Origin of the sequence: Streptomyces halobius, from assembly GCF_023277745.1 — a bacterium.
GTDB lineage: Bacteria > Actinomycetota > Actinomycetes > Streptomycetales > Streptomycetaceae > Streptomyces > Streptomyces halobius.
On the sequence record NZ_CP086322.1, the window covers coordinates 3,112,126 to 3,136,081 of the forward strand.

28 protein-coding genes are annotated in these 23,956 nt (G+C 67.8%); 3 read left to right on the plus strand and 25 right to left on the minus strand.

Annotated elements, in window-relative coordinates:
- Positions 1-56: 56 nt before the first annotated feature.
- Together K9S39_RS14155 and K9S39_RS14160 are read left to right on the plus strand one after the other, a co-directional pair.
- On the plus strand, positions 57-896 hold the full coding sequence (locus K9S39_RS14155) for a helix-turn-helix domain-containing protein (protein ID WP_248863700.1): 840 nt from the start codon (positions 57-59) through the stop codon (positions 894-896).
- Positions 893-1,099 carry a DUF397 domain-containing protein gene (locus K9S39_RS14160; RefSeq protein ID WP_248863701.1) on the plus strand — a complete coding sequence of 69 codons (207 nt, stop codon included), beginning with the start codon at positions 893-895 and terminating at the stop codon, positions 1,097-1,099. Before K9S39_RS14155 ends, K9S39_RS14160 begins: the two co-directional genes overlap by 4 nt.
- Positions 1,100-1,179: 80 nt before the next feature.
- Here K9S39_RS14160 and K9S39_RS14165 read toward each other — a convergent pair whose 3' ends face one another.
- The 14 genes from K9S39_RS14165 to K9S39_RS14225 all read right to left on the minus strand — a co-directional run bounded on the left by K9S39_RS14165 (position 1,180) and on the right by K9S39_RS14225 (position 13,239).
- Complete coding sequence (locus K9S39_RS14165) at positions 1,180-1,641, minus strand: hypothetical protein (RefSeq protein ID WP_248863702.1); 462 nt, start codon at positions 1,639-1,641, stop codon at positions 1,180-1,182.
- A gap of 57 nt (positions 1,642-1,698) precedes the next feature.
- A complete protein-coding gene (locus tag K9S39_RS42080; protein ID WP_283112317.1) occupies positions 1,699-1,833 on the minus strand; it encodes a hypothetical protein in 135 nt (44 codons plus the stop codon).
- Complete coding sequence (locus K9S39_RS14170) at positions 1,815-2,129, minus strand: HNH endonuclease (protein ID WP_319949557.1); 315 nt, start codon at positions 2,127-2,129, stop codon at positions 1,815-1,817. The genes K9S39_RS42080 and K9S39_RS14170 overlap by 19 nt, the downstream gene beginning before the upstream one ends.
- Positions 2,096-2,962, minus strand: a complete 867-nt coding sequence (locus tag K9S39_RS14175; protein WP_248863703.1) for a sigma-70 family RNA polymerase sigma factor — start codon at positions 2,960-2,962, stop codon at positions 2,096-2,098. Before K9S39_RS14175 ends, K9S39_RS14170 begins: the two co-directional genes overlap by 34 nt.
- Positions 2,963-3,275: 313 nt before the next feature.
- Positions 3,276-3,623 (minus strand): hypothetical protein, encoded by a 348-nt coding sequence (locus tag K9S39_RS14180; protein ID WP_248863704.1) that lies wholly within the window; start codon positions 3,621-3,623, stop codon positions 3,276-3,278.
- Between the two features lie 459 nt (positions 3,624-4,082).
- Positions 4,083-4,754 carry a ScbR family autoregulator-binding transcription factor gene (locus K9S39_RS14185; RefSeq protein ID WP_248863705.1) on the minus strand — a complete coding sequence of 224 codons (672 nt, stop codon included), beginning with the start codon at positions 4,752-4,754 and terminating at the stop codon, positions 4,083-4,085.
- Between the two features lie 667 nt (positions 4,755-5,421).
- Positions 5,422-5,571 (minus strand): hypothetical protein, encoded by a 150-nt coding sequence (locus K9S39_RS14190; protein ID WP_248863706.1) that lies wholly within the window; start codon positions 5,569-5,571, stop codon positions 5,422-5,424.
- 27 nt (positions 5,572-5,598) lie between these two features.
- On the minus strand, positions 5,599-6,063 hold the full coding sequence (locus K9S39_RS14195) for a MarR family transcriptional regulator (protein ID WP_248863707.1): 465 nt from the start codon (positions 6,061-6,063) through the stop codon (positions 5,599-5,601).
- Positions 6,064-6,217: 154 nt separating this feature from the next.
- Positions 6,218-8,080: a DNA polymerase gene (locus tag K9S39_RS14200; RefSeq protein ID WP_248863708.1), complete on the minus strand. Its 1,863-nt coding sequence runs from the start codon at positions 8,078-8,080 to the stop codon at positions 6,218-6,220.
- A 98-nt stretch (positions 8,081-8,178) separates the two neighbouring features.
- On the minus strand, positions 8,179-10,614 hold the full coding sequence (locus tag K9S39_RS14205; RefSeq protein ID WP_248863709.1) for a phage/plasmid primase, P4 family: 2,436 nt from the start codon (positions 10,612-10,614) through the stop codon (positions 8,179-8,181).
- 85 nt (positions 10,615-10,699) lie between these two features.
- A complete protein-coding gene (locus tag K9S39_RS14210; RefSeq protein ID WP_248863710.1) occupies positions 10,700-11,107 on the minus strand; it encodes a hypothetical protein in 408 nt (135 codons plus the stop codon).
- A 99-nt stretch (positions 11,108-11,206) separates the two neighbouring features.
- Positions 11,207-11,488: a hypothetical protein gene (locus K9S39_RS14215; RefSeq protein ID WP_248863711.1), complete on the minus strand. Its 282-nt coding sequence runs from the start codon at positions 11,486-11,488 to the stop codon at positions 11,207-11,209.
- A 97-nt stretch (positions 11,489-11,585) separates the two neighbouring features.
- Positions 11,586-12,326 (minus strand): recombination directionality factor, encoded by a 741-nt coding sequence (locus tag K9S39_RS14220; RefSeq protein ID WP_248863712.1) that lies wholly within the window; start codon positions 12,324-12,326, stop codon positions 11,586-11,588.
- Between the two features lie 115 nt (positions 12,327-12,441).
- Positions 12,442-13,239, minus strand: a complete 798-nt coding sequence (locus K9S39_RS14225; RefSeq protein ID WP_248863713.1) for a PD-(D/E)XK nuclease family protein — start codon at positions 13,237-13,239, stop codon at positions 12,442-12,444.
- Positions 13,240-13,583: 344 nt separating this feature from the next.
- Between K9S39_RS14225 and K9S39_RS14230 the strand changes: the two genes are divergently transcribed.
- Complete coding sequence (locus K9S39_RS14230; protein ID WP_248863714.1) at positions 13,584-13,754, plus strand: hypothetical protein; 171 nt, start codon at positions 13,584-13,586, stop codon at positions 13,752-13,754.
- 27 nt (positions 13,755-13,781) lie between these two features.
- Here K9S39_RS14230 and K9S39_RS14235 read toward each other — a convergent pair whose 3' ends face one another.
- The 11 genes from K9S39_RS14235 to K9S39_RS14285 all read right to left on the minus strand — a co-directional run bounded on the left by K9S39_RS14235 (position 13,782) and on the right by K9S39_RS14285 (position 23,941).
- Positions 13,782-14,033 carry a hypothetical protein gene (locus K9S39_RS14235; protein WP_248863715.1) on the minus strand — a complete coding sequence of 84 codons (252 nt, stop codon included), beginning with the start codon at positions 14,031-14,033 and terminating at the stop codon, positions 13,782-13,784.
- Positions 14,034-14,651, minus strand: a complete 618-nt coding sequence (locus tag K9S39_RS14240) for a deoxynucleotide monophosphate kinase family protein (protein WP_248863716.1) — start codon at positions 14,649-14,651, stop codon at positions 14,034-14,036.
- 13 nt (positions 14,652-14,664) lie between these two features.
- Positions 14,665-14,907 (minus strand): hypothetical protein, encoded by a 243-nt coding sequence (locus K9S39_RS14245; RefSeq protein ID WP_248863717.1) that lies wholly within the window; start codon positions 14,905-14,907, stop codon positions 14,665-14,667.
- Position 14,908: 1 nt separating this feature from the next.
- Complete coding sequence (locus K9S39_RS14250; protein ID WP_248863718.1) at positions 14,909-15,940, minus strand: LysM peptidoglycan-binding domain-containing protein; 1,032 nt, start codon at positions 15,938-15,940, stop codon at positions 14,909-14,911.
- Positions 15,941-16,015: 75 nt separating this feature from the next.
- A complete protein-coding gene (locus K9S39_RS14255; protein ID WP_248863719.1) occupies positions 16,016-16,717 on the minus strand; it encodes a hypothetical protein in 702 nt (233 codons plus the stop codon).
- Positions 16,717-17,766: a hypothetical protein gene (locus K9S39_RS14260; RefSeq protein ID WP_248863720.1), complete on the minus strand. Its 1,050-nt coding sequence runs from the start codon at positions 17,764-17,766 to the stop codon at positions 16,717-16,719. Before K9S39_RS14260 ends, K9S39_RS14255 begins: the two co-directional genes overlap by 1 nt.
- A 59-nt stretch (positions 17,767-17,825) precedes the next feature.
- Positions 17,826-18,827, minus strand: coding sequence for a hypothetical protein (locus K9S39_RS14265; protein WP_248863721.1), 1,002 nt, complete (start codon positions 18,825-18,827; stop codon positions 17,826-17,828).
- 88 nt (positions 18,828-18,915) lie between these two features.
- On the minus strand, positions 18,916-19,812 hold the full coding sequence (locus tag K9S39_RS14270; protein WP_248863722.1) for a phage distal tail protein: 897 nt from the start codon (positions 19,810-19,812) through the stop codon (positions 18,916-18,918).
- Between the two features lies 1 nt (position 19,813).
- Positions 19,814-22,501 (minus strand): hypothetical protein, encoded by a 2,688-nt coding sequence (locus tag K9S39_RS14275; protein ID WP_248863723.1) that lies wholly within the window; start codon positions 22,499-22,501, stop codon positions 19,814-19,816.
- A 383-nt stretch (positions 22,502-22,884) separates the two neighbouring features.
- Entirely contained in the window at positions 22,885-23,229 is a 345-nt protein-coding gene (locus tag K9S39_RS14280) for a phage tail assembly protein (RefSeq protein ID WP_248863724.1), read from the minus strand.
- A gap of 124 nt (positions 23,230-23,353) precedes the next feature.
- Positions 23,354-23,941, minus strand: coding sequence for a phage tail tube protein (locus K9S39_RS14285; RefSeq protein WP_248863725.1), 588 nt, complete (start codon positions 23,939-23,941; stop codon positions 23,354-23,356).
- Between the last annotated feature and the right edge of the window lie 15 nt (positions 23,942-23,956).

Below are 23,956 nucleotides of genomic sequence, written 5' to 3' on the forward strand. Positions count from 1 at the left end.
ACCTACAGTCGGGAACCCTTCAAGTAATCAGAACCGAAGGATGGGTTGGGGAAGCCATGGTCAACCGCAGGGAGTTGGACCCTGAAAGCAGCCCGGAAGCGGGCTACGGGGCCCGTCTGCGCAGGTTGCGGGAGGATCGCGGTTGGGGTCAGGAAGATCTAGCCGGGATCATGGAATATTCCAGTCAGCATATTTCGGCTGTTGAAACTGCTCGGAAACCGCCAACCCTGCGTTTCTCGCGTAGCGCAGACCGCGCCTTCGGCATCGCGGAGACAGCGGACACGTTCGAGCGTCAGTGGCGCGAGATCAAACACGGCAGCCTGTTGGAAGGCTTCCCACAGTTCGTGGGCCATGAGGGGCGCGCAGCAGAGATCCGGCTATACGAAGTGGGCGTCATTCCTGGGCTTCTCCAGACACCGGAGTACGCAACGGTCATGGCGGACAGCGAGGTTCAACGGGGAGCGATCACCCCCGAGCAAGCTCACGAGCGGGTGACGCTTGTTGCGGAGCGGCAAGCCGCGCTCGTCCGCACGCCCCCGCCGCTGGTCATCGCCGTACTGGACGAAAGCTGTATCCGCCGGCCCATCGGCGAGCCTGCTGTCATGGACGCGCAGTTAGCGCGGTTGGCTCAGTTCGCCGAGCAGCCGAACACCATGCTCCAAGTCGCCCCGTTCAGCATGGGGGCTCGCCGACCGTTCAACCTGCCGATAACCGTGCTGACGATGCCGGACCGCTCGCTCATGTCGTACGCCGAGTCCGCCCAGCGTGGGCATCTCGAACGGGACAACAGATTCGTACTGCCCATGGTGACGGCCTACCATCAGCTACAGGCCCAAGCGCCTTCCCAGGCGCAGTCTGTGGCCATGATCAACGAGTTGCGAAAGGGCACCCCGTGACGACCGAATCCCCCCGCTGGTTCAAGTCCTCCTACAGCGCCAACGGCGGCCAGTGCATCGAGGTCGCCGCAAACCTCGTCGCCTCGTGCGGCGTCGTCCCCGTTCGGGACAGTAAGGCCCCGAAGGGGCCCGTCCTCTCCTTCCCCTCTACCTCTTTCTCTGCCTTCATTGCGGACATCAAGGCTGGCTCTTTCTCCAGCTGACCAGTGGGTCCTTCCGCCTTGTCCGCTATGAGCACGAGAACGGCCCCCTTCACCATCGCTAAGCGAAGGGGGCCGTTCTGTCAGGCTGCCAAGTAGCAAGCCACCTTCAGCACGTCGTCCAGGTTTGCGGCTGGGCCAGCCAGCTTCCGGGCCCTCAGGAACAACACCTCCTTGTCCGGCTGGCCGAACCCGGCGGGCGGTTCGACGGGGCGGAACAGATCCGCCACGGCCGCCCGGTGGCACCCGGGCCGCTCCGCACAATCCGCGGAGCAAGCCCCGTTGTCCTCGGGGCATAGCGCGGGGGCAGGCTCCGAGGCGGTAGTGGTCGGCACCTGCGGGGCCTGTTCCCCCTCCGCCGTGATAGACGCCAGTGTGACCGTACGGGCGAACCGGCGGGCGGCCTCCGGGGCCAGGTACACGTACGCCGGCGGTTCGGGCCCGTCGTCCAGGCGCTGGACTTCCACCTCCACGTATCCGTCCGGGTCCGCCTGCACCGTGGCGCACGTCCCGCCGTCGTAGTCGCACTCGAACTCTTCAGCCATCTGTGGTGCCTCCAGGGATCGTTACTAGCTGTTCCGCCGGCCGTCTACCGGGCGTGATCATTCGTCGGTGTCGTCCAGGTGCCAGGGGGCCGGGGCGTCCGGGTCGGTCTCCAGCTCCAGGTCCTGGCCGAGGTCGGTCATGGAGGCCCCGGCCAGCGTGGCGTCCTCCAGGGTCATGAATCGCATACGCACGGGGCGTGTCCTCCGGTGATGGCCCAACAGGCCAGGGTGTGGGTGTACTTGCTTGCGTTGCAGTCCCGGCAGGCGGCCACGACGTTGGCCGCCACGTCCCGCCCGCCCCGCGCGATGGGGAGCACGTGGTCCAGTTCCTCCGCCGGGCCGTCGCAGTAGGCGCAGCCAGCCCAGCGGGCCAGGATCTCCACGCGGTCGTACGGCGCGGGGCGTGGTCGGCGGGACGCCTGGCGGACAGGGAAGGGACGCCTTCGGCGTTGCCTCACGCGGCCAGGTCCATGTCCCGCTCTGCGCACTCCAGGACCAGCGTCTGGACGGCCGTGCGGAGCCGGTCTAGGGCCCGCTTCAGCGTCTGGCGGGAGGTGGCCACGGTGATGCCCAGCGCTTCCGCTATGGCGCCGTGGTCGGGTATCGGAAGGCCGTCGGCGTCGTAGCCGTTGAACAGATGGGGTTCCGGGTCGAACCCGAACGTCATGCGGACGATGCGGTCCGCGTTGCCGTGCAGGGTCGCCAAGAGGGAGTGCGCCAGGGCGTGCTTCCGTGCGCGGTCCTGGCGGACCAGGTCGGAGGGCTCCACCAGGTCGTCCGGCACGCCGTAGCCGTTGGGGTCCACCATCGACTCCCCGACGGGGCCGCCCTCGCGGCTGGTGGGGTCGGGGGCGTCCAGGGACTCCGTGCCTTCCAGGGCCAGGCGGACCATGTGCGCGGCGCCTGCGCTCAGGCGGTGGTGACGGGAGGGCAGGACGGTGACCAGGTACTCCGCCGCCTCCATGTCGCCGCCGACGATGCCCATGCACTTCTTGAAGGTCATCACGGCGTCCGCCGAGACGGCCGGGCCGGAGCGACCGGTGGAGCCGTCCCAGATGGCGCCCTTGATGCGGGTGTAGGCGTAGGTGCTGAACTTCGCCCCGCCGTCGGGGTCGTATCGGTGCAGGGCCTCCAGGGCTGCCACCCGGCCGTCCTGGCGGAAGTCGTCCAGCTTGTCCCCGTACCCGGCCGAGAGGCTCGGCGTGTGCGCCATGCGCTTCTCCGCCAGGCGGTAGACCATCCCCTCCAAGCTCTCCAGTGCCTGGGCGGCGGCCTCCGTGTCGCCGGTCTGGGCAGCACGAATCAGGGCGGGGTGGTGCATGGGGTGGTGCTCCTTGGAAGAGGACCCGGAATGACCGGCTTTGTGGTCATGCACTGGGGCCCGTGACAGGCGGAATGCGCACATCTGTTCGAATAAATGGACAGAGGGATGCCCGGGTCTGTCGCACGTGTGTTCGAATGGTGGGCAGGGCTGTGCCCTGGCGGTGCGCGGGCAGGGGGTATCGCCACGCGGCCCGCCGTGGGGCGCGTGGTCAGGGGGTGGGGGTCAGCTCAGAGCGAGCGGATACAGAAATGCCCCCGTCGCGGCGCTGAAGGCCGGTACGGGGGCTAGGAGAGTGGGAAGCCCGTCCGGCTCAGGGCTGGGACGGATTAGAAGTGCCGACGGCCTTGGACAGGCGGGCAAGGCGCGTCAGGGCGCACGCGCGGTCGCGCGGCACGCGGGCCACGAGGGCGTACAGGCGCCGCCGGGTGGCACGCGGCAGGTAGCGCAGGCGTCCCCCGTCGGGCGGGCAGGCGACGGAGGCGAGGCGGTAGAAGTTCACGCACACGGCGTCGCGGAGCTGCCACAGATGGAGGGCCGCCACGGCAGGGGGCCGGGCCCCGCTGCGCACCCCGGACATGCGCCGGAGGATGCCGCGCAGCTCGCCTGTGCCCAGGCCGGGGCGGCGTCGGATTTCGTGGTGTGTCGCGTTGAGTGCCACAATCCTGTCCGTAGTAAGCCGAGTCCCGCTCGCTCTCGCCAAAGGTTGGGCGGGTCCTCGAAAGCTGAAAGTAGCTCCCCTGCAAGGGAGTTACGGGACCGGCGCCCCGGGGGCTGCAACCCCTGGGCGCCGGTTCCCTTTACCGGCCGCAGTGACGTGCGGTACCGGACGGAATCGCGGGTGTCAGTGACCCATGCCGACTCCGCCGTCTACCGGCAGAACGGCACCGGTGATGTAGCCGGCATACAGGCCGTAGGATCCGGGGAACTGAAGCGGGGTCAGTTATCTACTCGCGCCTGTCTCTGGGCTCTGAACCGAGGGCGAGGCACGCGAGCGACGTGGCGATCGCCAGGATAATCAAAGCCGCTACTGTGAAGAGCAGTACCAGTTTCGACAGCGCTTCCCATACGGCAACGAGCGCGCACAGTGCGATCACGTTTCAGCCCCCTTCCCTTCTGCTTAGCTTGCCAGTGCCATTCCGTGGCGCGCGAGTTGCGCACCTCGCTCTGGGTCAAGCATGAGTTTGGCCATTACGCCATCGCTGACGATGGCAGGCAGGGTGTACTGCCACATGTCCGTCAGGTACTCGTCGAGGTCATGCCGCTTGGTGAACGCCTGTGACATGTTTTGCACTCCTGCAAAAGCTGCCACGAAATACCTGGAAGCCCTGTTAACGTCCACCTCGGGCCGAACTTCCCCCTGCTTTTGGGCCTCTGACAGGATCGATACCACGAAATCGATCCACATTTGCATGACCCGTGTCCGGTCGACGCGATCGGTACCCTGTTCCATCGTCAGGCGTGCGGCACCCCGCTGGATCGGGTTGATTCGCAGCCCATATACGAGCAGGTAGGTTGCGTCTACAAGTTCCTGCACCCGCAGATGTTGCGGAGGAACAGACATTCCCTCGAACTGCTCCTCGAAGATGGCAGCGGCGACGGCCTGCTTATCGCGGAAGTGGTAGTACAGGGCACCGCGCGTGACCTCAGCCTCTTTTGCGATGTCGCCCACCGTGGTCATGGGATAGCCGTGCCTATCGAAAAGGGTCGCTGCGCATTCGAGAATGCGGCTACGGGTGCGGATGGAGCGCTCCTGCTGGGGGGTCCGTTCCGCCCGGCCATCATGAGTCACTACACGTCTCCATTTCGTCTTCGTCGAGTTACGCGGTGCGTTCGAACTGCCAACGAAGGTAGATAACGAGTCGTTGAGATCACCAACGTGTAGGTTTTTTGGCGCATATCGAACAAGGCGCTCGAAATGATCTAGACATTGAACATTTCCGCAGGTCACAGCCCCGCCTAGGAGGATCCAGACAGTTCGTGATCAATGAGCGCGAGTGACGCAAGAGGCATTAAGAGATGTAGATCACTCGCCATACCTGCACCTAGGCCGAAAAAGCGAGAGGCCCCGCACAGGCGGGGCCCCTCTGTCAGTAAACCGTCTCCGATTCAGGCAAACACAGCCTCGAAATCACTACTCGCGGGCACCAACAGCCTCAACTGGCGCTGCGCATATGAAACTTCACGCACGCATGGCGTACAGGATTGTCACGGGAAGGCCGCTGGCCGACGCATGCCGGATGGCGTTTCGCTCTGCACGGTCGCGATGCAATCGCCGTATGCGGGCAAGTCCGGTCTCGCAGGCAAACAAGGCTCCGGAATCCCTCCCAGCCGGATAAGCGCATAAGCAATGCGCTTATAGACAAGGCAATTTACTCCTGTGACCGTACTTAAGGGCTGTCCCGCAATTGATCTCTGGCTCGGCGCGGGCAGGTTCGGCCGGGGGCGGTCGAGTGCACCTACCCGGCGAGGGTGAGGTTGTGGAGGCGTGCGATGCCGTGCACCGTGTGGTGGACGCCGTCGCCTTCCAGGTGGCTCAGCCCGGTGAACGGGGCTGTCCAGAACGGCTCCGATGTCGTGATCCACCAGCCGTGCCGGGATGGTCTCACCCCGGCATGGTGATCCTGGGCCTCTGCTCAGTCGGGCAGGTCGCCGTTGCCGCCGAGGTTGGCGACCATGCGGCGCAGGACGTTGATCGTGGTGACGAAGTCGGCTGTGGGGATGCCTTCGTGCGTCTGGTGATGCACACGCAGGTTGCGATCCCTGGCCCGGAGGCGGCCGGCCTCGCCGGCCTCGGTCAAGGTCATGGCCCCGTCCTCTTCTGTCAGCCATCCGCGGGCGACGAGGTCGTCGAAGACGCCGTTGAAGTCGATCCCGAGGTCCTCGTACCTGGCCAGCCGCTCGATCAACGTGGCGCGGGTCCACCTGCCCGGCTCACCGGCAACATGGTTGAGCGTCCACCAATGAGGCTGCGTGAGATTCTCCACCGCCAACTGCGCACGCAGAGCGCCGACCACCTGTCGGTGCGCCTCACCGCTCCACGCGCCGATGGGCTGGGCCGCCAGCTCTTCCTGCGAGTACTCCTTGAGCGTCACGTTCACGCACCTCCCGTAAGCGATCATCAAAACGCGATCACCGTAGAACCTCAAGATAACTTGATGTCAAGGGGCTGTCACTGACCGGCTCGCAGGAGCAGCGCGGCGCATCAAGCCCGAGATGGCCGGCTCACTGTCGAGATCACTTACGGGACAGCCCTCAGGCGGCTGGGGCCCACTCTGGCGGAAGGCCGTAGCCGCCAGCCCACGTACGACCGTAAACCTCCGCATCCGTGCCGATAGGAACACCGAACAGGTCCATGCGGACTGCCTCCGCTACCTCCCGGGCAATGTCGGCCGCCTCCGTTTCCAAGGCCGTGCCCAGCGCTTCGTCATGCACCCACAGGTTTAGATACTGGGTCAGGCCCTTGTCCTGAAGGTCGATGAGCGCCTGACCCATCGTGTCCCGCGCCGTTGACTGGCACATGTAAGCCACGCCCTTATAGAGCTTGTCCCGGTCGAGGACCAGGCGCCGACCGGAGGGCGTGCGGATCTCGCAGTTGTTCGCCAAGGCGTGGCGCTGGAGGCCGCGGGCCCATCGCTTGATTCCCGGGTACGCCTTGGCGTAGCGGGCCAGGGTGTCCCGCATAACCTCCACCGATAGCCCGGTCTGCTTCGCGAGGGTCTTGGCCCCACCCTGGTAGGAGGTCCCCAGGCCCGCGACTTTGGCAAGGCCGCGCTGGTGCTTCGTGAACTCGGCCCCGAACATCAACGTGGCCGTGTGATCGTGCAAGTTCCTGCCGCCTCGGATCGCGTCACACATGCGCGGTTCTTGTGAGAGGGCGGCCAGGACGACCAGCTCCACCGACGATTGGTCCACGCTGAAGTACACGTTTCCCGGCTCCGCAATCACGGAGCGGCGGATCTCCCAGCCTTTGGAAGGCAGCTGCTGGAACGGCGGGTCCGACACCGACGCGCGGCCCGTCTTGGCGCCCAGTGTGTTGATCTTCGGGTGTACGCGGTCCCCGGCGTCCCGGCGCTCCAGCATGGCCAGGGCGTACGACTTGCGCCACCGGCCCGCGCGCTTGGCGTGGAGCACGGCGTCCGCCAACGGATTGGGGGTGCGAACGTTCAGCCGCTCCCACTTGTCGTTCAGGTCCGCCAGGGGCAACAGGACTTCCTTGGCGACACTGAGCCCTCCGGAATCCGTGCGGTCGTCCCACTGCTCCCCCATTCCCTGGAGTGCGGCGGCCACCTGTCGGTCACTGTTGACGTTCTCGACTCCGTACCGGGCGGCCTTGGCCGCGTACCGATTCGCGGTTTCCAGAAGGCGGTCCACCAAGCCCTCTGTGTAGGGCACGTCCAGGAGCATTCCCCGCCGCTCCAGTCCTGCGCAGACGGCCATAAGCCGGTGTTCGAACTCCACCAGCACGGGCGGTATGCCGTGGCGGACCAGCTCCTGTTCCAGGTGTGGCCGGAGGCGCGCGGCCAGGAGCACGTCCAGGCCCGCGTACCGCTGGTACGTCTCGTCCTTGTACGGCACGCCGGCCCAGCCTGTTTCCTTGGTCAGCCCGTAGGCCCGGAACGTCTGGGTCAGGCTTTCCTGAGTGTCAGGGGCCGCCGGGTCCACGTACCACGCAGACAACGGCTTGAGGGAGATACCCACGCCTCCTTCGTAGTCCTGCCGGGAGTCCGCAAGATGCGCAAGGATCTTGGTGTCCCGCACGCGCGGGGCGACGGCTTCCAAGGGCGCCACACCGTGGCGGTCCAGGACCAGGAGGTCATACGCGGCGTTGTGGATGACCAGCTCCGGGCACCGGGCGACCACCGTCCGAGCCAACTCCATGAAGGCCGGGCCCCGCTCCACAGGGACGACGAACGCGAAATCCACGGTACCGTACTGGACCGTTCTGAGGCGGTGGCGGGGGCTGTAGGTGTCCAGGCCGGTGGTCTCGGTGTCCAGCGCGAGGGAGCGCGGTTGGTGAGCGGTCAGCCACTCCCGGGCCTGCCGGGTGTCCTCTTCCGTCTCCAGGGCGTGGATGGTCGTTGCGGCCCCGGCCAGGGGGTGGCGGTAGGTCTTCACTCCGGTGGTGCTCCGTCACTGTGCGTCGGTCGCCGGCCCAACGCTCCGTGACACGCGAAAGGGGCCGCCCCGTGTCGGGACGACCCCATGTCGCACGCTTACGCGGCGGTTCTGGGCTGGCCGAAGATGTCTGAGGTACCCCCATGCACTGGGGTCCGTGACACCGCACGGCAGTCCGCAAGGTTCGCCAGCCCCCGGACGCCGTTCACCTTGGCCTCCCGCACGCCGGGGAAGGTCCGCAACGCGTCGTAGAAGCGGTTTCGGGTCATCGGGTGGCGGATGCCGCACTCCTCCGTCCACGTCTTGTAGCGCTCCCAGGTGTCCGACCGCGGGACCTGGGCGCCCTCCTGGACCACGTACTCCTCCCCGATGAACCCGGACAGGGGATGACTGGTGTCTCGGTAGTGCGCGGTTCGCCGCTCCACCGACTCCGGAAACTCCAGGCCCCGGCCCGCCGTGTACTCCCGGTACCAGGCCACGGCCCCGCGCACCGCCCATGCCGCGATGCCCTCCCGCTCCTGGCGGAGCGTGGCGGCCAGGTGCTTGTCCTCGCGGCCCCGGAAATCCTCGTTCCACGGCACGACGCGCACGCGTTGCCATAGGGCGGCGTCCGTGGCGTCCACGTCGGGGACGTAGTTGGTGTCCACCTGGACCAGGCACACTGGCCGGAACGTGATCTCGTCCCTCGCGTATACGCCCCGGGCCGTGATCGTCTGGTCTCCGGTGACTGCTTTCATGAGCGCCTGATCCAATGGCATGTTGGCGGGCCACTCGGAGGAGATCACCAGGCGCCGGCCCCGCAGTCCCACCACGTCGGCGCGCGGCCCGCCGTTCTCCTTCCGGCGCTGGAACAGCGACGCGTCCGCCCGCTTGGTGGCTTCCCGGAACACCTCTTCCAGGGTGCTGGTGAACGTCGTCTTTCCGTTGGTTGTCGGCCCCACGTGCATTACGAAGATCCGTTCCACGCCGTACCCGGTGATGCCGTAGCCGGTAAGACGCTGCAGAAAGGCCGGCATGTCCGGCGAGTGAGGGTGGCACTCCTCCAAGAACCGTTCCCAGCGCGGGGCTTGCGCGTCGGGGCGGTAGTCCACGTCCACGAAGTAGGTGTTCAGGTCCGCCGGGTCGTGCGGCCGAGCCTGACCAGTCCGGAGGTCCACCACGGCATCCCGGAACGGGAGGAGGTTGGGGTCCGCATCAAAACGGTCCGCCGTGGCGTACACACCGGGAATGGAGGCCAGCATCTCCACCATGCCCTTGACCTTGCTCGCTTCCTGGGAGCGCATGACGTGCTTGGACAGCTTTTCAGGGTCGTGGCCGGACTCCTCCCCCATGGCGTTCACCATGGCGCGCACGTCCGCGTACAGAGCCTCCTTTGGCACGTGCCGCCAGTGCTTGCCCTGCCACTTGTAGACCCCGGCTCCCGGCACCATGCGCACATGTCCGCCGAGCTGGTGAAACAACCGCACGGCGTTCCCCAGGTCCGTAAGGGGGAGGGTGTCGGGAACCTGCGCCGTCTCCCCAGACGGAACATGTTCTGTCGCCTCCTGGTCCACAACGTGGAGCGGGGCACGGCGGACGGCCGCGTGGAGCTGCCCGGGGAAGGTGTCCGGGTCGCGGTGCCTCCAGTCGGTCAGGTCGTCCCCGGCGTGCGGGATCTCCAGACGCCGGACCATCACCCCGGCGCGAACCAGGGCGTCCGCAAGGGCGTTGGTAAACTGGGCTCCGGCGGTGTCGCGGTCCCCGGCCAGCACCACGTCCCGGTCCGCCAGCCCCCTGGCCAGCTCCTCCACCAGGGCGTCATTGCGGGCCAGGCCGGCCCCACGCACCGCCACGGCGTCGTACCCGACCCCCACGGCCGTCAACGCGTCGCCGGGGCCCTCGGTGACCAGGACCGTGTCAAACCCGCTGTGAGCGGTGAACACCCCGAACTTGGCCCATGCCGCGCCCTCCGGGGAGGTGATCGACAGCCACCGCGCCGGGCAGTGCCCCGTCAGGTCCCGGCCCTGGAGCCCGCGCGGACGGCCGCTGAAGTCGTGCAGGGGCACGGTGAGCCGCGCGTACTTCTGGTAGGCGGTGGAGCGGTAGGGGAACTTGTCGTCCTGGCCGGGGAAGTCCACGCCCAGGCCGAGGTCCACGGCCCGCTCCGGCTCCAGGCCGAAGCGTTCCACCACATAGTCCCGGGCCTCCGGGCGTTCCGGGTCCAGGAACGCCACGTTCGTGGTGTCCACGTACTGGGCCAGGGCGGCCAGGCACCCGGGGTCAAGGTCTCCGGGCTTCGGCTTGGCGGAGGCGTGCGCGCCGTCGCCGGGGGACCAGTCGAACAGGTCCGCTGACCGCATGCCCAGGGCCGCCAGGATGGCGTCCCGCTCGCACCCGGCCCAGCACCGCACCAACAGGCGCCCGTCTTCCTTGAGACGGAAGAACAGGCTGGGCCGGTGGTCGTCGTGCACAGGGCACGGGACCCCGTACTCCCCGCGCTCCTCGATGACCTCCGGGAAGCGGGCCAGGAACCGGGTCAGGTCCTTGTTCGGCACGGGTTTTCTCTCCTCAACGCAAAGCGGGCGTGTCCGAACCCGTTCACTGGGGCCCGTGACACGCCCGCACTGGGGAGGTCAGTGCTTACTGTGCGCGCCCGTCGGCCTCGCGGAACGTGGCCAGCACCTGGGCGAACGTCTCCAGGTCCATGACCGCGTATCCGTCCCCGACCGGCCGCCGAGGCGCCTTGACGATGGCCACCCCGTACGGGTATCCGGCGTGCGCAGCTTCGCGGTTGGCCTGGCGTACATAGTCGGCCAGCCGGATACCCTTCTCCGCCTTGCACTCCAGGACGAACGGACGGGCGTGGAGGTCTCCCACGTCCCGGGCTCCGATCTGAGCCGGCCGTGTCACGTTGTCGGGGTCGTGCGGGTCCCGCCAAGGGTAGGCCGCATCCTTCCAGTGGTCCACGTACTGGCCTAGGACCACGTTCAGATAGTGCCGGACCTCCGTCTCCCAACGGGTGCCCTTGGCCTTGTTCGGGTTGCTCACCGGCGCCTCCGGCGGATGAGTCGGACCAGGAGTCCCAGGGCCAGGAGCTGAAAGAGGACCAAGGTCAGGGCGACGACCGCCAGCACTTGGAGGAGCATGTCAGACACCTGCCAGCACCTCCCCCGGCACCGTCACGGCGACGTGTTCAGCCGCCACGGTCTCCACACGGAACGTGGACCGCTTAACCCAGCCGGACTCATTGCCGGTCGGCTTGACCTTCAGCATGGGGAATATGCGCCCCTTGTGCTGCTCGGTGTAGGTCCGCAGGACCGTTGCCTCCACCATGCGCACGCTGTTGCCCCGGCGGGCCGCGTAGACCAGGGTGTCCCCCTCGCGGATCTCCTGGCCGGTGAAGTCGTGGATATGGCCGCGCTTGGCCATGCTGCTCTCCTCTTGCTCTTGGTACAGAGACCGGCCAGGCGTCGCGGTTCGGGGCCTGGCCGGCCATAGGGGTGTCTGCCGGCCTCGCCGTGCGTGATCAGAACGGGGCGGAATCCGCGGTGGCCTGAGACAGGGACGGAACGGCCGTGGCTGTCTCCGCCGGGGCGGGACCGTGGACTTTCAGCACCGGCTTGCGGTAGGCCACGTCCACGCCGCTCTTGGTCTGGAACTCGACCAGCTCCAGAGAGAGCGTGCACAGGGCCGGGCCGCCGACGGCCTCCAGCTCCCGCCAGACGGATTCCAGAGACTTCATGAAATCCCAGGAGCCGGTCATCAGCCGGAACTTGCCCAGCTCCGGAGCATCATGGAGCCGAAATTCCACGCGCTGGTCGGGCTTCGGGCCTCGCTCTGCCTTGGCCGCTGCCTTGCGCTCCTGGAGCGTCTGAGGGCAGCCACACGGCTGGCCGTTACGCGGGTCTTCCTCGTCGGTGAACTCCACGCCGTCACAAACATGAATGGGTCGCCCGGTCATGCCGTAAAGCGCCATACGGAACGTCACGGCATCCGGGTCGTCCACGATCACCTTTACGGCGTCCGCGTCAGTCAGCACCTCCAAGGAATCCTCCTTGGTCGTCTCCCACGCCTGGGGAGCACCGCCGTACAGCTCCGCGACGGCCTTGCCCACCTCCGGGTCACCGGTCGTGACCCTCCATGCCTTTAGGCCAACGAGGCGGTTGTTGAGCTTCTGCCCCGCCCTGAAACGGCCCACGTAGTCGCTGGCGAACGTCTTGGGGCGGGCGTTGGGGTCGGTGTCAAACACGCGGAGGGTGCGGGCCACTGTGCTGGCTCTCCTTGGGAATTGCTGGGAAAGAGGCAGCGAAAAGGCCCGGCGTATGGCCGCCGGACCTCTCGCTGTTTCCATGCACTGGGGCCCGTGACACCGGCCCCCGCCGCTACGCCGCGCGGCGCTGCGTACCGGTCTCCACCTCCCCGCCCGAGGCCACCGGGCGCCCAATCACGCCCCGCTTGGTCCCGCGCTCCCAGTCGAAGACGGCCCGCAAGTGACGGAAGACCTGGAACAGCTCCGGCGTGTGGCGGACGGGGACCAGCTTCCAGCCCTCCGGGCGGACGTGGAGAACGGCCGCCGCGTCGATGGCCGGCACCGGTACGGATTCGCCCGTGTCGGCGCGGACGATGCGGTCTGCGTTCGCGTATGCGGTCAGCTGTAGGGCCAATTCCTCATGAACGCCGGAGCGGGTGGTCTTCCAGTCCAGGACCACCGTCTCCCCGCCGATGCGCGCGATGGCGTCAAACGACCCGGCGTAGTTGTGCCGATCGCTCCACACGGCATCTTCCAGGAACAGGAACTCCGGCTGGACCGTCTCCAGGAACTCCCGGAAGTGGCCGGCATAGGCCCGGAGATCCGGGTGAACGCGTGTCACGTCCTCGCCACGCGCCAGGCGCTCGAACACATCGTGGGCATCCGACCCAATATCTGCCGCCTGTTTGGTCACCCGGCGCGGGGCGCCCTTCAGGTAGTCGATCGCTCCGGCGCGGTCGTTCATGGCCAGGCCCACCAGGGAGCCGATGTTGTCCACGGCTGCCGTGGCCACCTCCTTGGCGGCCCAGAACTGAAGGAACCCCTTCGGGAGCATGGACAGGATGGAGGTCACACCGGGCGCTTTGGCCCCGGTCTCCGGGTCCACGTAGAACCGGCTGCCGGACCGGCTGATGGTGTTCAGTGCTGCCACGGGTCTCTCCGCTCGTCACGGGCCGCCAAGGGCCACTCAGGTGCCTACGGCGGCATTCACCGGGGGACGTGACAGGCGGAGTCAGGGGGCAAGAAAAGTGACCTGGGGACCTTCTTTCTCTGTCCTTCACAAGTAGGGAAAAGAAGGACCCGAGGTCACTTTTCTTGCCCCCAAAGACAGCAGGGGCCCCGTTCCGGAGTGGAACGGGACCCCTGGCGGGAGAGCGACGGGCCGGTTACTCCTCCAGGCCCTTCAGCTCCCGGAGGAGCGCGTCCGCCTGGTCCCGAGCGGCCCGTCACTCTTTTTTTCTGCAAGTACAGAAGGGCGCCATGGATAATGCAGTCATGAGCGATAAGAAGCCCACGGCCCCTTACGGCATCGGCATGTCCATCGGCCTGGCGCTGGGCGTGGCCTGGGGTAGCCTTACGGATAACCTCGGCACCGGAATTGCCATCGGTGTTGGCCTGGGAGTGGCGTTGGATGCCCAGCGCGCCAGACATGGCAACGACAAGTGAAACGAGTCCTAACCGCCTCTGCCTTTGTCATCGGCCGGTGCCGTCACCTGTCGAGTTCTCCAGCACGGTGGCCGGGTTGTACTTGGCCGCCACCTTCCGGGACGCGCCCTCGCCCAGGAAGAGGATCACCAGGAACGTGATCGCGTCCACGGCCTGGTCATTGACGGCCACGTCTGCCACGGCGGGAACGTAGTGGCCCACCAGGACCAGGAGCGCGCCGAGCGCGGTCCGTACCCGCACCGGGTTATCCCGGATGGCCTGGCGGATCAGGTCGAACATTCAGTCTCCCAACTTGTCGATCAATGCGCGGACGCTGTCTTGGAGTTCGGCCAGCGTTCCGCCGTTGTGGAGCACGTGGTCCGGCGTCACGCCGTCCAGCTCCGTTTCCGAGTGGTGGTTTCCGGCATCGCCCTCCAGGCCGGCGCCCGGCCGCTCCACGCGGACAACCACGGCTCCCGCCTCTCGGAGGGCCGCCAGTTCATTGACATACCGCACGTCCGTCACGACACACGGCATGTTCCATTCGGTGCCCTGGCGGGCCTGGGCCAGGACCGGGCGGACCCAAAATTCGGGGTCCTGGTCTCGGATGGCCTGGCCGTACTTCTGGAGGAGCCGCCGGACCTCCACCAGGGCCTTGGCGCCCTCCCATCCGCCGTGATCCTCCAGGGCGTCCGTCAAGCGGTAGTCCTCGTAACAGCAGCACGAGGTCACCAGGGGGTTAAGGCGGATCAGTGCGGCTTTCAGTTCGTCGGCGAACGCCAGCCGGCTGTAGGCAGACTGATGGCCGAGGATGGCGGCCACGGTGTCCTTGCCGGAGCGGGCCTTACCAATGAGTGCGACGTGGGGACGGGACAGGGGACCCTCCAGGTAGAGCGCGTTCCGGCATGGTGATCTCATGCACTGGGGGGCGTTACGCCCCTGCGGACTTCAGGGCCGCCACGATCAATGTGCCTAGGGACGTGACAGCAGCAAGGGGCAGGGCGTAGCGCCACCGCTCCAGGCCACGGAGCCGGGTTTCATGGTCGGTCAGGGTCTGGGTGACCGCCTCGTGGGTCTGGGACAGGCTCCGCACATCGCCCCGCAACGCCACCAGTTCGTCATAGATCTCGCGGGCCCCGATGGTGACACCGCCCAGCTCGTCACGCTCGCTCATCTCACCCCTTCACGGTGAACCCGTGCTTCACGCCCAGGAGCCGAAGCGAGGCGATACCGGGGATGCCGTCCGGCGGACCGCCGACGCGTGCCCGCTTCTGCCAGTTCGCGTACGCGATGCGGGTCATGGACCCGAACGAGCCATCGCACCACCGGGTATCCAACAGGCCCTCCGCCCTCAGAGCCGCTTCCACGTGGCGCACGTCGGCCGGGTAGGTGGTGCCGCCCTGGCTCAGGCCCGGGTCACGTACGGCAGCCGCGCGGATGTGGGACAGGGACACCACCGGCTTGGCCTTGGACGGAGGCTTGGCTCGCTTGTCCGGAACCGTGATCTTGTCTCCCGGGTGGATCAGGTCCGGGTTCTTCACCTGGGGATTGACGGCCAAGAGCGCCGCGAGGGAGACACCGGCGGAGGCGGCGATCTTGCCCAAGGTCTGGCCGGCCTTCACCGTCACGGTCTTGACCTTGCCCGAACCGGCATGGGAGCCGCCCGTGGTCGGTCCGGAGGCCGCGGCCTTGTATGTGAACCCTGCCTTCCCCTTCAGGGCCGGGTCCGCCGTGGTCACGCCCTCCGGGTACCGGGGCAGGCCGTAGCCGTGGACGTAGGCGGCCCGGCGCCTGCGGCGCTTGAGGTATACCCCGTCCCCCTCGGCGCTGCCGTTGGCGTTGGTGTTGCCCTCCACGGTGGTGATGTACGTGGAGTCGTAGGCCACGACAATGCCCGTGTGGGAGCTCGCCGACTGGCCGTAGATCACCTGGGCGCCAATGGCCGGATACGCCGAGTACCGACCGCGAGACCTGAACCAGTCGTATGCCGTCCACACGGATGCCGTCACCGGGAACAGGGAGGCCGCCCCGGCCTGCCTCGCGCACCAGCTGACGAACGTGGCGCACCATGCCTGATTCTGGGACCACTCCAGGCCCGGCACGGCCGGGCTGTAGCGCTGGTGGTTGTTCCAGTGACCCCCGCTGTATCCCTCGCGATAGCCGATCTCTCCGCGCGCTATGCGGATCATGTCTGCGGCCTTGCCCAAGCCGTCCTCCTGTTGGCATGCGAAGACCCCGCCGGTATGCCCGACGGGGCCCTGTGAATGGGTGCTGTGGTCGGGTCAGGACGCGACGCCGTACATGCGCTGGACGCAGGCCCACACGGTGGACGACGCCTTGGCCCGTGCCTGGAGCGTGATTTTCGGGTGCGCCCCGAACTCATAGCCGGGGATCTTGAACGTGGTCTGGATGGGCTTGCCGGTGGCGCCGGAGGCCACCACCTGACCGTCCACGGTGATGCGGATGTCCCCGCCGTTCCCGTTGCCTACGGCCTGGGCGAACACCTCCAGGCGCGGGTGTTGGATCTCCGGCCATGCCACTTGGAGGTCCGTCCAGGACGTGTCGCTGGTGGACGGCCAGTCGGTGGCCTGAGCTGGGCCCATGGGGATAGGCAGGTGGGGGCGGGCCAGGCCACCAGCCACCACGTCCTCCGACAGGAGTTCGTGGCCCTGGGCATCCTTGATGCGGACCGCCTGGGCCTGGTCGTCGGCGGTGGTGCCGTTCCACACCGACAGTGCGACACTGCCGTCCCTGCGGCGGACGATCAGGGCGTGTTCTCCGGCGATGGGTCCGGCCTCGCCCACGCGGAAGGTTTCCGCGCCGCCGGGCTGGCGGACGGACAGGCCGCCGCCCTCCCCGATCTGCACGTCGCCGTGCATGATCTGGTTGAGCGCCGGCCGACGGTTGGCCGCCGTCGTCAGGGCCCGCAACTCCGCCTCCAGGCGCCGGAGTCGGTCGTTGATGTCCTGCGGGATCGTCGCCACTATGCGGCCTCCAAGTACAGCTCCGCGGATTCCTGCTGTCCGCGCTGGGCCGGGGTCACGTTCAGTCCGACCACGCGAAAATCCGCGTCCAGACCATCGGAGAACCAGGTGTCCAGGATGCGGAGTCGCACAGCGGAGCCGATGAGCGCGGGCGTCACCTGTCCGTCCAGCCGGGTCCGGATGGACGGGATCACCACCGGGTCCTTGGCGCGCGCCAGGTCCGCCTTCGCGTGCTCGTTCAGGGTTCCCAGCTTCTCCACGGTGTTGTAGTCGCTGGATCCGTCCAGCCGGGGCCATCCGGCCTTCAGCTTGTCCGGGTAGGACCACACGGTGGACATGATCGGGTTGGACACGTCCGCCTGGTTCTGGTTATCCGTGGCGCCACGGCTCTGCCAGGTGTTGGCCATGCCGGTGGCGTCCTGGGGCCAGGAGTAGTTCAGGACGTTGCCCGGGTAAGTCAGCATGACCGGCGCGGCCCCCGCCGTGATCGTGGGGTATCCGAGCTGGAGCCGCTTCACGCGCTCCCCGGTCGAGGCATCGCGGTAGACCTGGACGCGCCATTCAAAGCCGTTCTCGACGGCCGCCAGGCGGTCCAGGGCCTCCCGGACCCGGGTGGCGTCGAACCGCGAGTACGTGCGGTCCCGCCGTACGCCTGCCGTCTTGGTGTAGTCGATGCGGATCCCGATGTCTCCGCCCTCCTGGTCCGTGGCGTACGTCGCCAGGTCCCGGGCAATGTCGAACTGGTCCATCTGCCTGGCCTCCAGGGTGTCCCGGAGGATGCAGTGGTCCCAGTAGGAGTCAAAGGTGGCCGCCTGAATGGTCACCGTCACGGCGCCACGATCGTCTACGGCCGGGGTCATGGTCCACACGATCCCGCCCCACCACAGATCCGATCCGCGCTCCACCCACAGGGCGGTCCGGCCGGGAACCACGGCCCGCTTGACGCGGGCGGCCATCGCGGCATCCGGTACCGGGATGGTGCCGGACAGGGCGCCGGTCTTGCCTATGTAGTCGTCGAAGGTGACGCCCTGGACAGGGAGCTGGTCCAACGTCTGGTCTGTGCGCAGGTCAGCGAACAGAAACCGGTACTGCGACAGGATTCAGCTCCTCAGAGGATGTACGTGGGGGTGATGCGAACGATGTTGCCCTTGGTGAGCGTTCCATTCGGCGCCCAGGTGCGGAGCACGACCGTGCCGCTCGGGCTGATGCGGCATCCGCCGTCAGCGAATCCGTCACACGCGATGGTCTCCACGTCATGAGCCGGACGGAACTGGCGAGGAATCGTGAGGATCGTTTCGTCCGGGATGTTTCCGGAGCCGTTCGCGGTGATAGGCGCGCCGGTCCGCTCTACTTCAAGGACGAAATGGGTCAGGCCGCACGTCTTCTTGCCCTCGAAGACTCGGACCTTCCAACCCGGTTGCAGCTTGAAGTAGCTACTGGATTTCTCCACCCGGGCCGTGAACCGCTCGTCCGTCACCAGCGTCTCGGCGCCCTTCCGGTACAGGCTCACGTCCCCCAGTTCCAGCCGGCCGGAGTAGCCGAGGCGGACCACCGGCTCCCAATCGGTCCCGTTGGAGCGCTCCAGGATGCCGCCGTAGTCCCGCCACTGCCCGGGGTAGGCCGCTGGCGCGTTGCCCAGGGCGATACCGCCCACGGCCACCGTGACCTCCCGGCGGTCTGCTACTGCGGTGGACCAGTGGATGCCGCCCGTTCCGGAGGACGCTCCGGCCGGGACCGTCACCTCCCACAGGGCCATGGCGGCTCCGGTGAGCGTCGGGGCGGTGGGCGCGGCGGCCGGATCGCCTTCCACCACCTCTACGGTGGCTTTCACCTCCCCGGAGGAGTCATACGGGTCGTCGTAGACCCGCAGCGCCACCACGTCCACGCGCGGAAATTGCGCGTCGCCAGGAGCAATGGTCACAGACTCCGGAGCCGTCACAGCAATCGGATAGGCGCCCTGATCCGTGGTGCCCTGGATGATCGCGCGGCCCACTCCCACGGTGAGGTCCATCTCTCCGGCGGCGTACAGGGCAAACGGGTTTCCGCCGGGGATGACGCCGGAGCGTGCCGTGAGTTCTCCGGCGGGTGCGAACGTTCCGATCGGGACCACGCGGGTGTCCTGTCGGGTCTGGCCCCCGCCGTCCGGTCCCCGCGTGACCAGCCATCCACTACGAACCGTCACAGCCGGCCCACCTCCCTTACCAATATGCGTGGCGCCACCGGACCGTCACCGAGGCGCGCGGGTCGTACGCGGCCATGTCCGCGCGAAATGCCATGGGCGTGGAGCCGGGCTCCACGATGAACGCTTGCTCCGGCTTGGAGACCCGGGTGGCCGTGTGAAGGCGGGAAGCCGAGCCGTTGAGGACGACCGTCCCGGCCGCGCAGTCCACGGTGAGCGTGTCGCGCTCCGCCAAGGTGATGTCGTACTCCAGCACCAGGCCGCTCCCGGTCTGCACCAGGGACGGGCGGACGACCGGGCCCCGGAACTCCACGATGGGGTGAGCCGGGGCGTCCCCGGCGTTCGTGGCGTTCACGGAGCCGGTGGACCCGGCCGGGCCCCAGTCCAGGGGCCATTCCAGGCCGCCACCCCAGTCCAGCCCCGGTTCCGACTCCGGGAGGCCGACGCGGGCCCGCATCTCCGTGACGGAGTACCTGCGCGGGTCGGAGCACTCCCACACGATGCTCCCCGACGGCTCCCCCTTGGTGTACTGGCGGTCCGCCGGGAGGGACCGGCGGGTGACACGTCCGCGCATCATCCGCCGGGCCCCGGCGAGTTGGACCACCAGCTCCCGTTCCTCCTGGCCCAGGGCGGTGGCCGCCCGTAGATGGTTCAAGATGGCGGGGAACGCCTCCGGGGCTTCCGGGAGGATGGAGAAATCCCACTGGAGGACCCGAGTGCCGGCCAGTATCTGGCCGAGCCACGCGCCGTGTTGTCCCGGCATGGCCACGTTGGCCACGTCCACGTCCGGGAGGTCATCCCAACCGGTCAGCCTCTCGCCGACGAACGGCGTGTGTTCCCCCAACAGGAGGTTGCCGAACTGGATTTGGCAGTCCTGCGCTATCAGGCCGTCGGCCATCAGCAGATGCGGCGCCAAGTTACCCCCTTGCCTTCATGCGCCATTCCAGTTCGCGGGCCACCTGACCAGGGGTGAGGTTGCCCGCGTTGAAGTTCTCGATGGTGAGTGCGGCTGTCGGTCCGGCGCCACTTCGGGCAGACGGAACATGTTCCGTCTGGACGCGCACCGGCTCCCCGACCATGGCCGGGATATCGCCGGTGATGCCGCCCAACTGCCGCTTAAGCTGGGGCACCTGGTCCTGAATGCCCCGCATGAAACCCTTCAGGAGAAGGCGACCGTTCGGAGTGAGGATGCGGGCGTCCAGCTCCGCCGGACCCTTCCAGTCCGGCAGCATGGACGTGATGCTGGACAGCTTGTCTCGCAGGCTGCCGATCATGGACGTGACGCCGTTGATGAAGCCGCGGATCAGGCTGGCTCCGGCGTTCCAGAGCGTGGAGCCAAGGTTGCCCAGGGCGTCACGCGCACGGCCGGGAAGGCCCCGGATCGTGGCCACGGCGGACGAGATTCCGGAGGAGATCCGGTCACCCATGGACGACAGTCCGGCGCGGGCCGCCGAAACGACGTTGGAGCCCATGTCCTTGACCGCCGACCAGGCGCGGGAGGCCATGTTGCCGAAGAACCCGACCACGGCACCGACGCCGGAGGACACGATGGAACCGATCTTGGAGAAGATCGTCCCGAAGAACGAAGCCAGCCCGGACAGAAGGGACTTGGCGGCGTTCAGCGCTCCGGAGAAGTCGCCGCGGAACAGCTTGACGATCATGTTGATCGCGGGCACGACGATGGACGTGATGTACTTCGCGGCCAGCTCGGCGAGCACGCCCGCGATCTTGCCGACGATCTTGATCACGGCCGTGATGATCGGCATCAGGGCCTGGAGGGCCCCGGCCAAGAGCGTGCCCAGGGCGGTGATCAAGGGGCCGCAGGCGGCCAGGAGTTGACCGAGCGCGGACCCGATGGTGGCCAGGGCGGGAGCCAAGGCGCTGACCAGTTGCCCGACCAAATCCCCCAAAATTGGGGCAAGTTTGGCCACAACGGACAGGATGGGGCCGACGATCGCCGGGAGCTGCGCTAGGACCGGCTTCAGGGCCGTGAGCAGCGCAGACGCGATCTGAGCGACCAGGCCGCCGACGATCTCCAGCGTGGGGCCGAGGACGCCCGCCAGTTGGACCGCGAGCTGGGCCGCGATCGGCAGGATGGCGGCCAGGGCCTGGGAGGCGACCTTGACGACGGGCGCCAGTCCGGCACCCAAACTCTGGGCGAGCTGGACGAACGCGGGAGTCAGGGTCTGGACCGCGTTCTGAATCGGCCCTGACAACGTTGTTACCAACGCGTGGACCAGCGGCAGGGCAGCCTTCAGGGCAGCCCCCAGGACCTGGGAGACGGCCTTTCCGACGGCCGAGACGGTCTCGAACAGGGCCCGGAACGTCTCCTGGGCCTCCGGTGTCGCCGTGACCTTGGCGGCCGTAGCCGCCAGGTCTGAGAGGACTTGGAGGGCTCCGCCTCCGGCGTCGGCCGCTGCCCCCAGGACGTTGCCCAGGGTCTTGCCGACATTGGCCAGGACGCCGCCGAACTGCTTGGCGACTCCCACCGCCGCCTCTATGGACGACTGCATGGCGCCCGACTCGAACGCCGTAGTCATCTTGGCCCGGAGCCGGTCCAGGCCCCGGCCCATGGAGGCCGTCATCCGCTCGAACGTCGGGGTGGCAGCCGCGCCGAGCTGGACCAGGCCCTGGAGGACCGTTCCCGGCAGGCCCCGCATGTTCTTAAGGCCCCGGGTTGCGCCGCTCAGCGCCTTGCCCAGCGTGCCGTCCTCGGCCAGGGTCCGCGCCGTGCCGGCCGCATCCTTGGCCATGGCGTTGAGCGCGGACGCGGTGCCGGTGAGCTGGGTCTTCAGGACCGGCAGGATGGAGTTTGCCGTCTTGGTGAGCGTGTCGCCCAGGCCCTGGAAAAGCGTCCCCTGGACGGAACGTTTCACCTCGTCCCAGGCAGGCGCCAGCGCCTTGGCCTGGGTCACGAAATCCTGTGCAGCGGGGGCCAGTTTGGCCATGGCCTCCGCGTCGCCCGACAGTGCATCGGAGACGCCGGACATGCCGACCTTGAGCGCGACCCCGGCCGATGCCAGGGCCAAGACGGCCGGGGCCGCCACACCGGCCGCCGGGGCCATGGACGCAATGGACGAGGTCAGGCCCGCCACCGCCGGGACGGAGGAGGCCATAGTGGCCAACTTGCCGACGGACCCCACCAGGGACAGCACACCCCGGGCCGCGCCGCCCGACCCACCCCCGAGAGACGAGACGTCTCTGCTCAGCGCGGTAAGGGCGTTGCGGTCCGCGTCCACGCGGGCCGGGAGGGCCAGCGGGGGCGTGATGTGCGCCAGCTGGCGACGGAGCCGGAGCACTTCCCGTTCGTTGACCTCCAGGCGGACGCCGAGGGCGGCGTTCGCGCCCTGGAGGCGTTCGCGGAGCCTGTCGCGGAAGGCGGACAGGTCCGGGTCCACGGTGACGCGGACCCGTGCCCGTATTCGTGCGAGCTGGGTATTCAGCCGCTCCCGGAATCCGGTCAGGTCTGGGACGGCCTGGACCTGGACGCGGGCCCGGCGCTCGATGCGGTCTAGGTACCGCTGGAGACTGGTGGCGAAATTCGCCGTGTTCGGCAGAACGCGGATTGCCAGCCGCCCGGCCTCGCGGCCTCCGGGCCCGGCCATGAACTACCCCCTGGGTGCAATGGGCTTGGCCAAGGGGTGTGTGGACAGGTCAAGGCGCGCACGCTTGGGCTTGTCCGCCTTGACCTGTGGAACGTTGACGGGAGTCGGCTCCCGTTTGAGTCGTCCGCCGGAGACGCGGACGTTATTGGCGTCGGCGAACCGCACGGCGTTCAGGAGCTGGGCCAGGAGGTGGGTTTGGACCGTCCACCCCCGGTGTTCGGGCCCGCCGGCCAACGATGCGGCCAGGGCGGAGTCCGGTGGTAGGTGCTCAGACAGTTGCCAGGCCCGGCGGGGCGCCAGCGTGCCTCTCCACACGTCGGCCAGATCCAGGCCGTAGAACCGTTGGAGGTCCGCCCGCAGCGCCCCGCCGTGGCCTTGGTCGATTAGCTGTCCGAGCGCGGAGCTTCCCCCACCTGGGTCTCCTCCTGCCAGTCACCGACCGTGCGGACGAACACGGCCAGGGGCCAGTCCTCCATCTCCGTCTTCAGCGCGGCGGGGTCGTCGGCGACTAGGAGGAGAAGGTCCCGGATCTGCGGGACCAACTCCTCCAGCTCCTCCGCGCCGGTCTCGCCGAACTTGCCGAGGATGACCCGGGCGGCCTTCAGGCCCTCGTCGGGAAGCATGAGGATATTGCGGAGCTGGACCGTCTTACCGGCCCGTGTCTCCAGGTCCAGGCCCGCGTACTCCGCCGCAGCCTCCGCCATCATCTCCGCGCAAGAAAGTGCCAAGGTGTGTCCCCAAAGTCGTTGGTGGTGCGGTCCCTTGGGAATGCAGACCTCCCGTCCGGGGGACCGTCCGGACGGGAGGGCGGTCACGGAGCGCTCAGCCGGCGCTCTACGCAACGTGAGGGCGTTACTCGCCCTCGCCGCCCGGGTCGGGCGGGGCCGGGGCCTCGATCTGGGCCCATTCACCGATGGCGTTGCCGATCAGGCTGGAGCCCAGGAACGTGGCCTTGATCGGGAACGACATGAAGTCGGTGGCCGACAGGCCCACGGCGTCCGATCCCAGGAGGGAGACGCGCGGATGCCACAGCGGCAGGTAGTTGGTGCCGTCCACCAGGACCACCAAGAGCGCCTTGGTCTGCGGCAGAGGCGTGGCGGGGATACGGAACGACTTGTCCGCCTGCACAGCCCCAGGGCCCGCGCCGAAGTAGAGCTGATAGGTCAGCGCCGTGGCCTGAATGGACTTGATGGTGACGGAGTACGTCACGTCCGGTGTGGTGGCGCGGAGCTTGGCATTCTGCCAACTTCCCTTGACCTCGGGGTCTTCGCCATCGCGGCCGAACTCCGGCAGGTCATCAAGGGACGTATGGCCGATGGACTCCCAACCGGCCCCCGGGGCCCGCGGGTCCAAAATTTCCTTGGGCTTGGCCGTGTCCGGGTCTGCGATGTAGATGTAACCGCCCGCCGGGACTATTGCGGCGTCGTCAATCAGGGCCAAAGGGGCCGCCTCCAG

Excerpts from the sequence above, each read along its gene's own strand:
- K9S39_RS14275 (WP_248863723.1), bottom strand. The coding sequence starts at position 22,501 with ATGGCCGGGCCCGGAGGCCGCGAGGCCGGGCGGCTGGCAATCCGCGTT.
- K9S39_RS14155 (WP_248863700.1), top strand. The coding sequence starts at position 57 with ATGGTCAACCGCAGGGAGTTGGACCCTGAAAGCAGCCCGGAAGCGGGC.
- K9S39_RS14240 (WP_248863716.1), bottom strand. The coding sequence starts at position 14,651 with ATGAGATCACCATGCCGGAACGCGCTCTACCTGGAGGGTCCCCTGTCC.
- K9S39_RS14235 (WP_248863715.1), bottom strand. The coding sequence starts at position 14,033 with ATGTTCGACCTGATCCGCCAGGCCATCCGGGATAACCCGGTGCGGGTA.
- K9S39_RS14175 (WP_248863703.1), bottom strand. The coding sequence starts at position 2,962 with ATGCACCACCCCGCCCTGATTCGTGCTGCCCAGACCGGCGACACGGAG.
- K9S39_RS14215 (WP_248863711.1), bottom strand. The coding sequence starts at position 11,488 with ATGGCCAAGCGCGGCCATATCCACGACTTCACCGGCCAGGAGATCCGC.
- K9S39_RS14230 (WP_248863714.1), top strand. The coding sequence starts at position 13,584 with ATGAGCGATAAGAAGCCCACGGCCCCTTACGGCATCGGCATGTCCATC.
- K9S39_RS14245 (WP_248863717.1), bottom strand. The coding sequence starts at position 14,907 with ATGAGCGAGCGTGACGAGCTGGGCGGTGTCACCATCGGGGCCCGCGAG.
- K9S39_RS14165 (WP_248863702.1), bottom strand. The coding sequence starts at position 1,641 with ATGGCTGAAGAGTTCGAGTGCGACTACGACGGCGGGACGTGCGCCACG.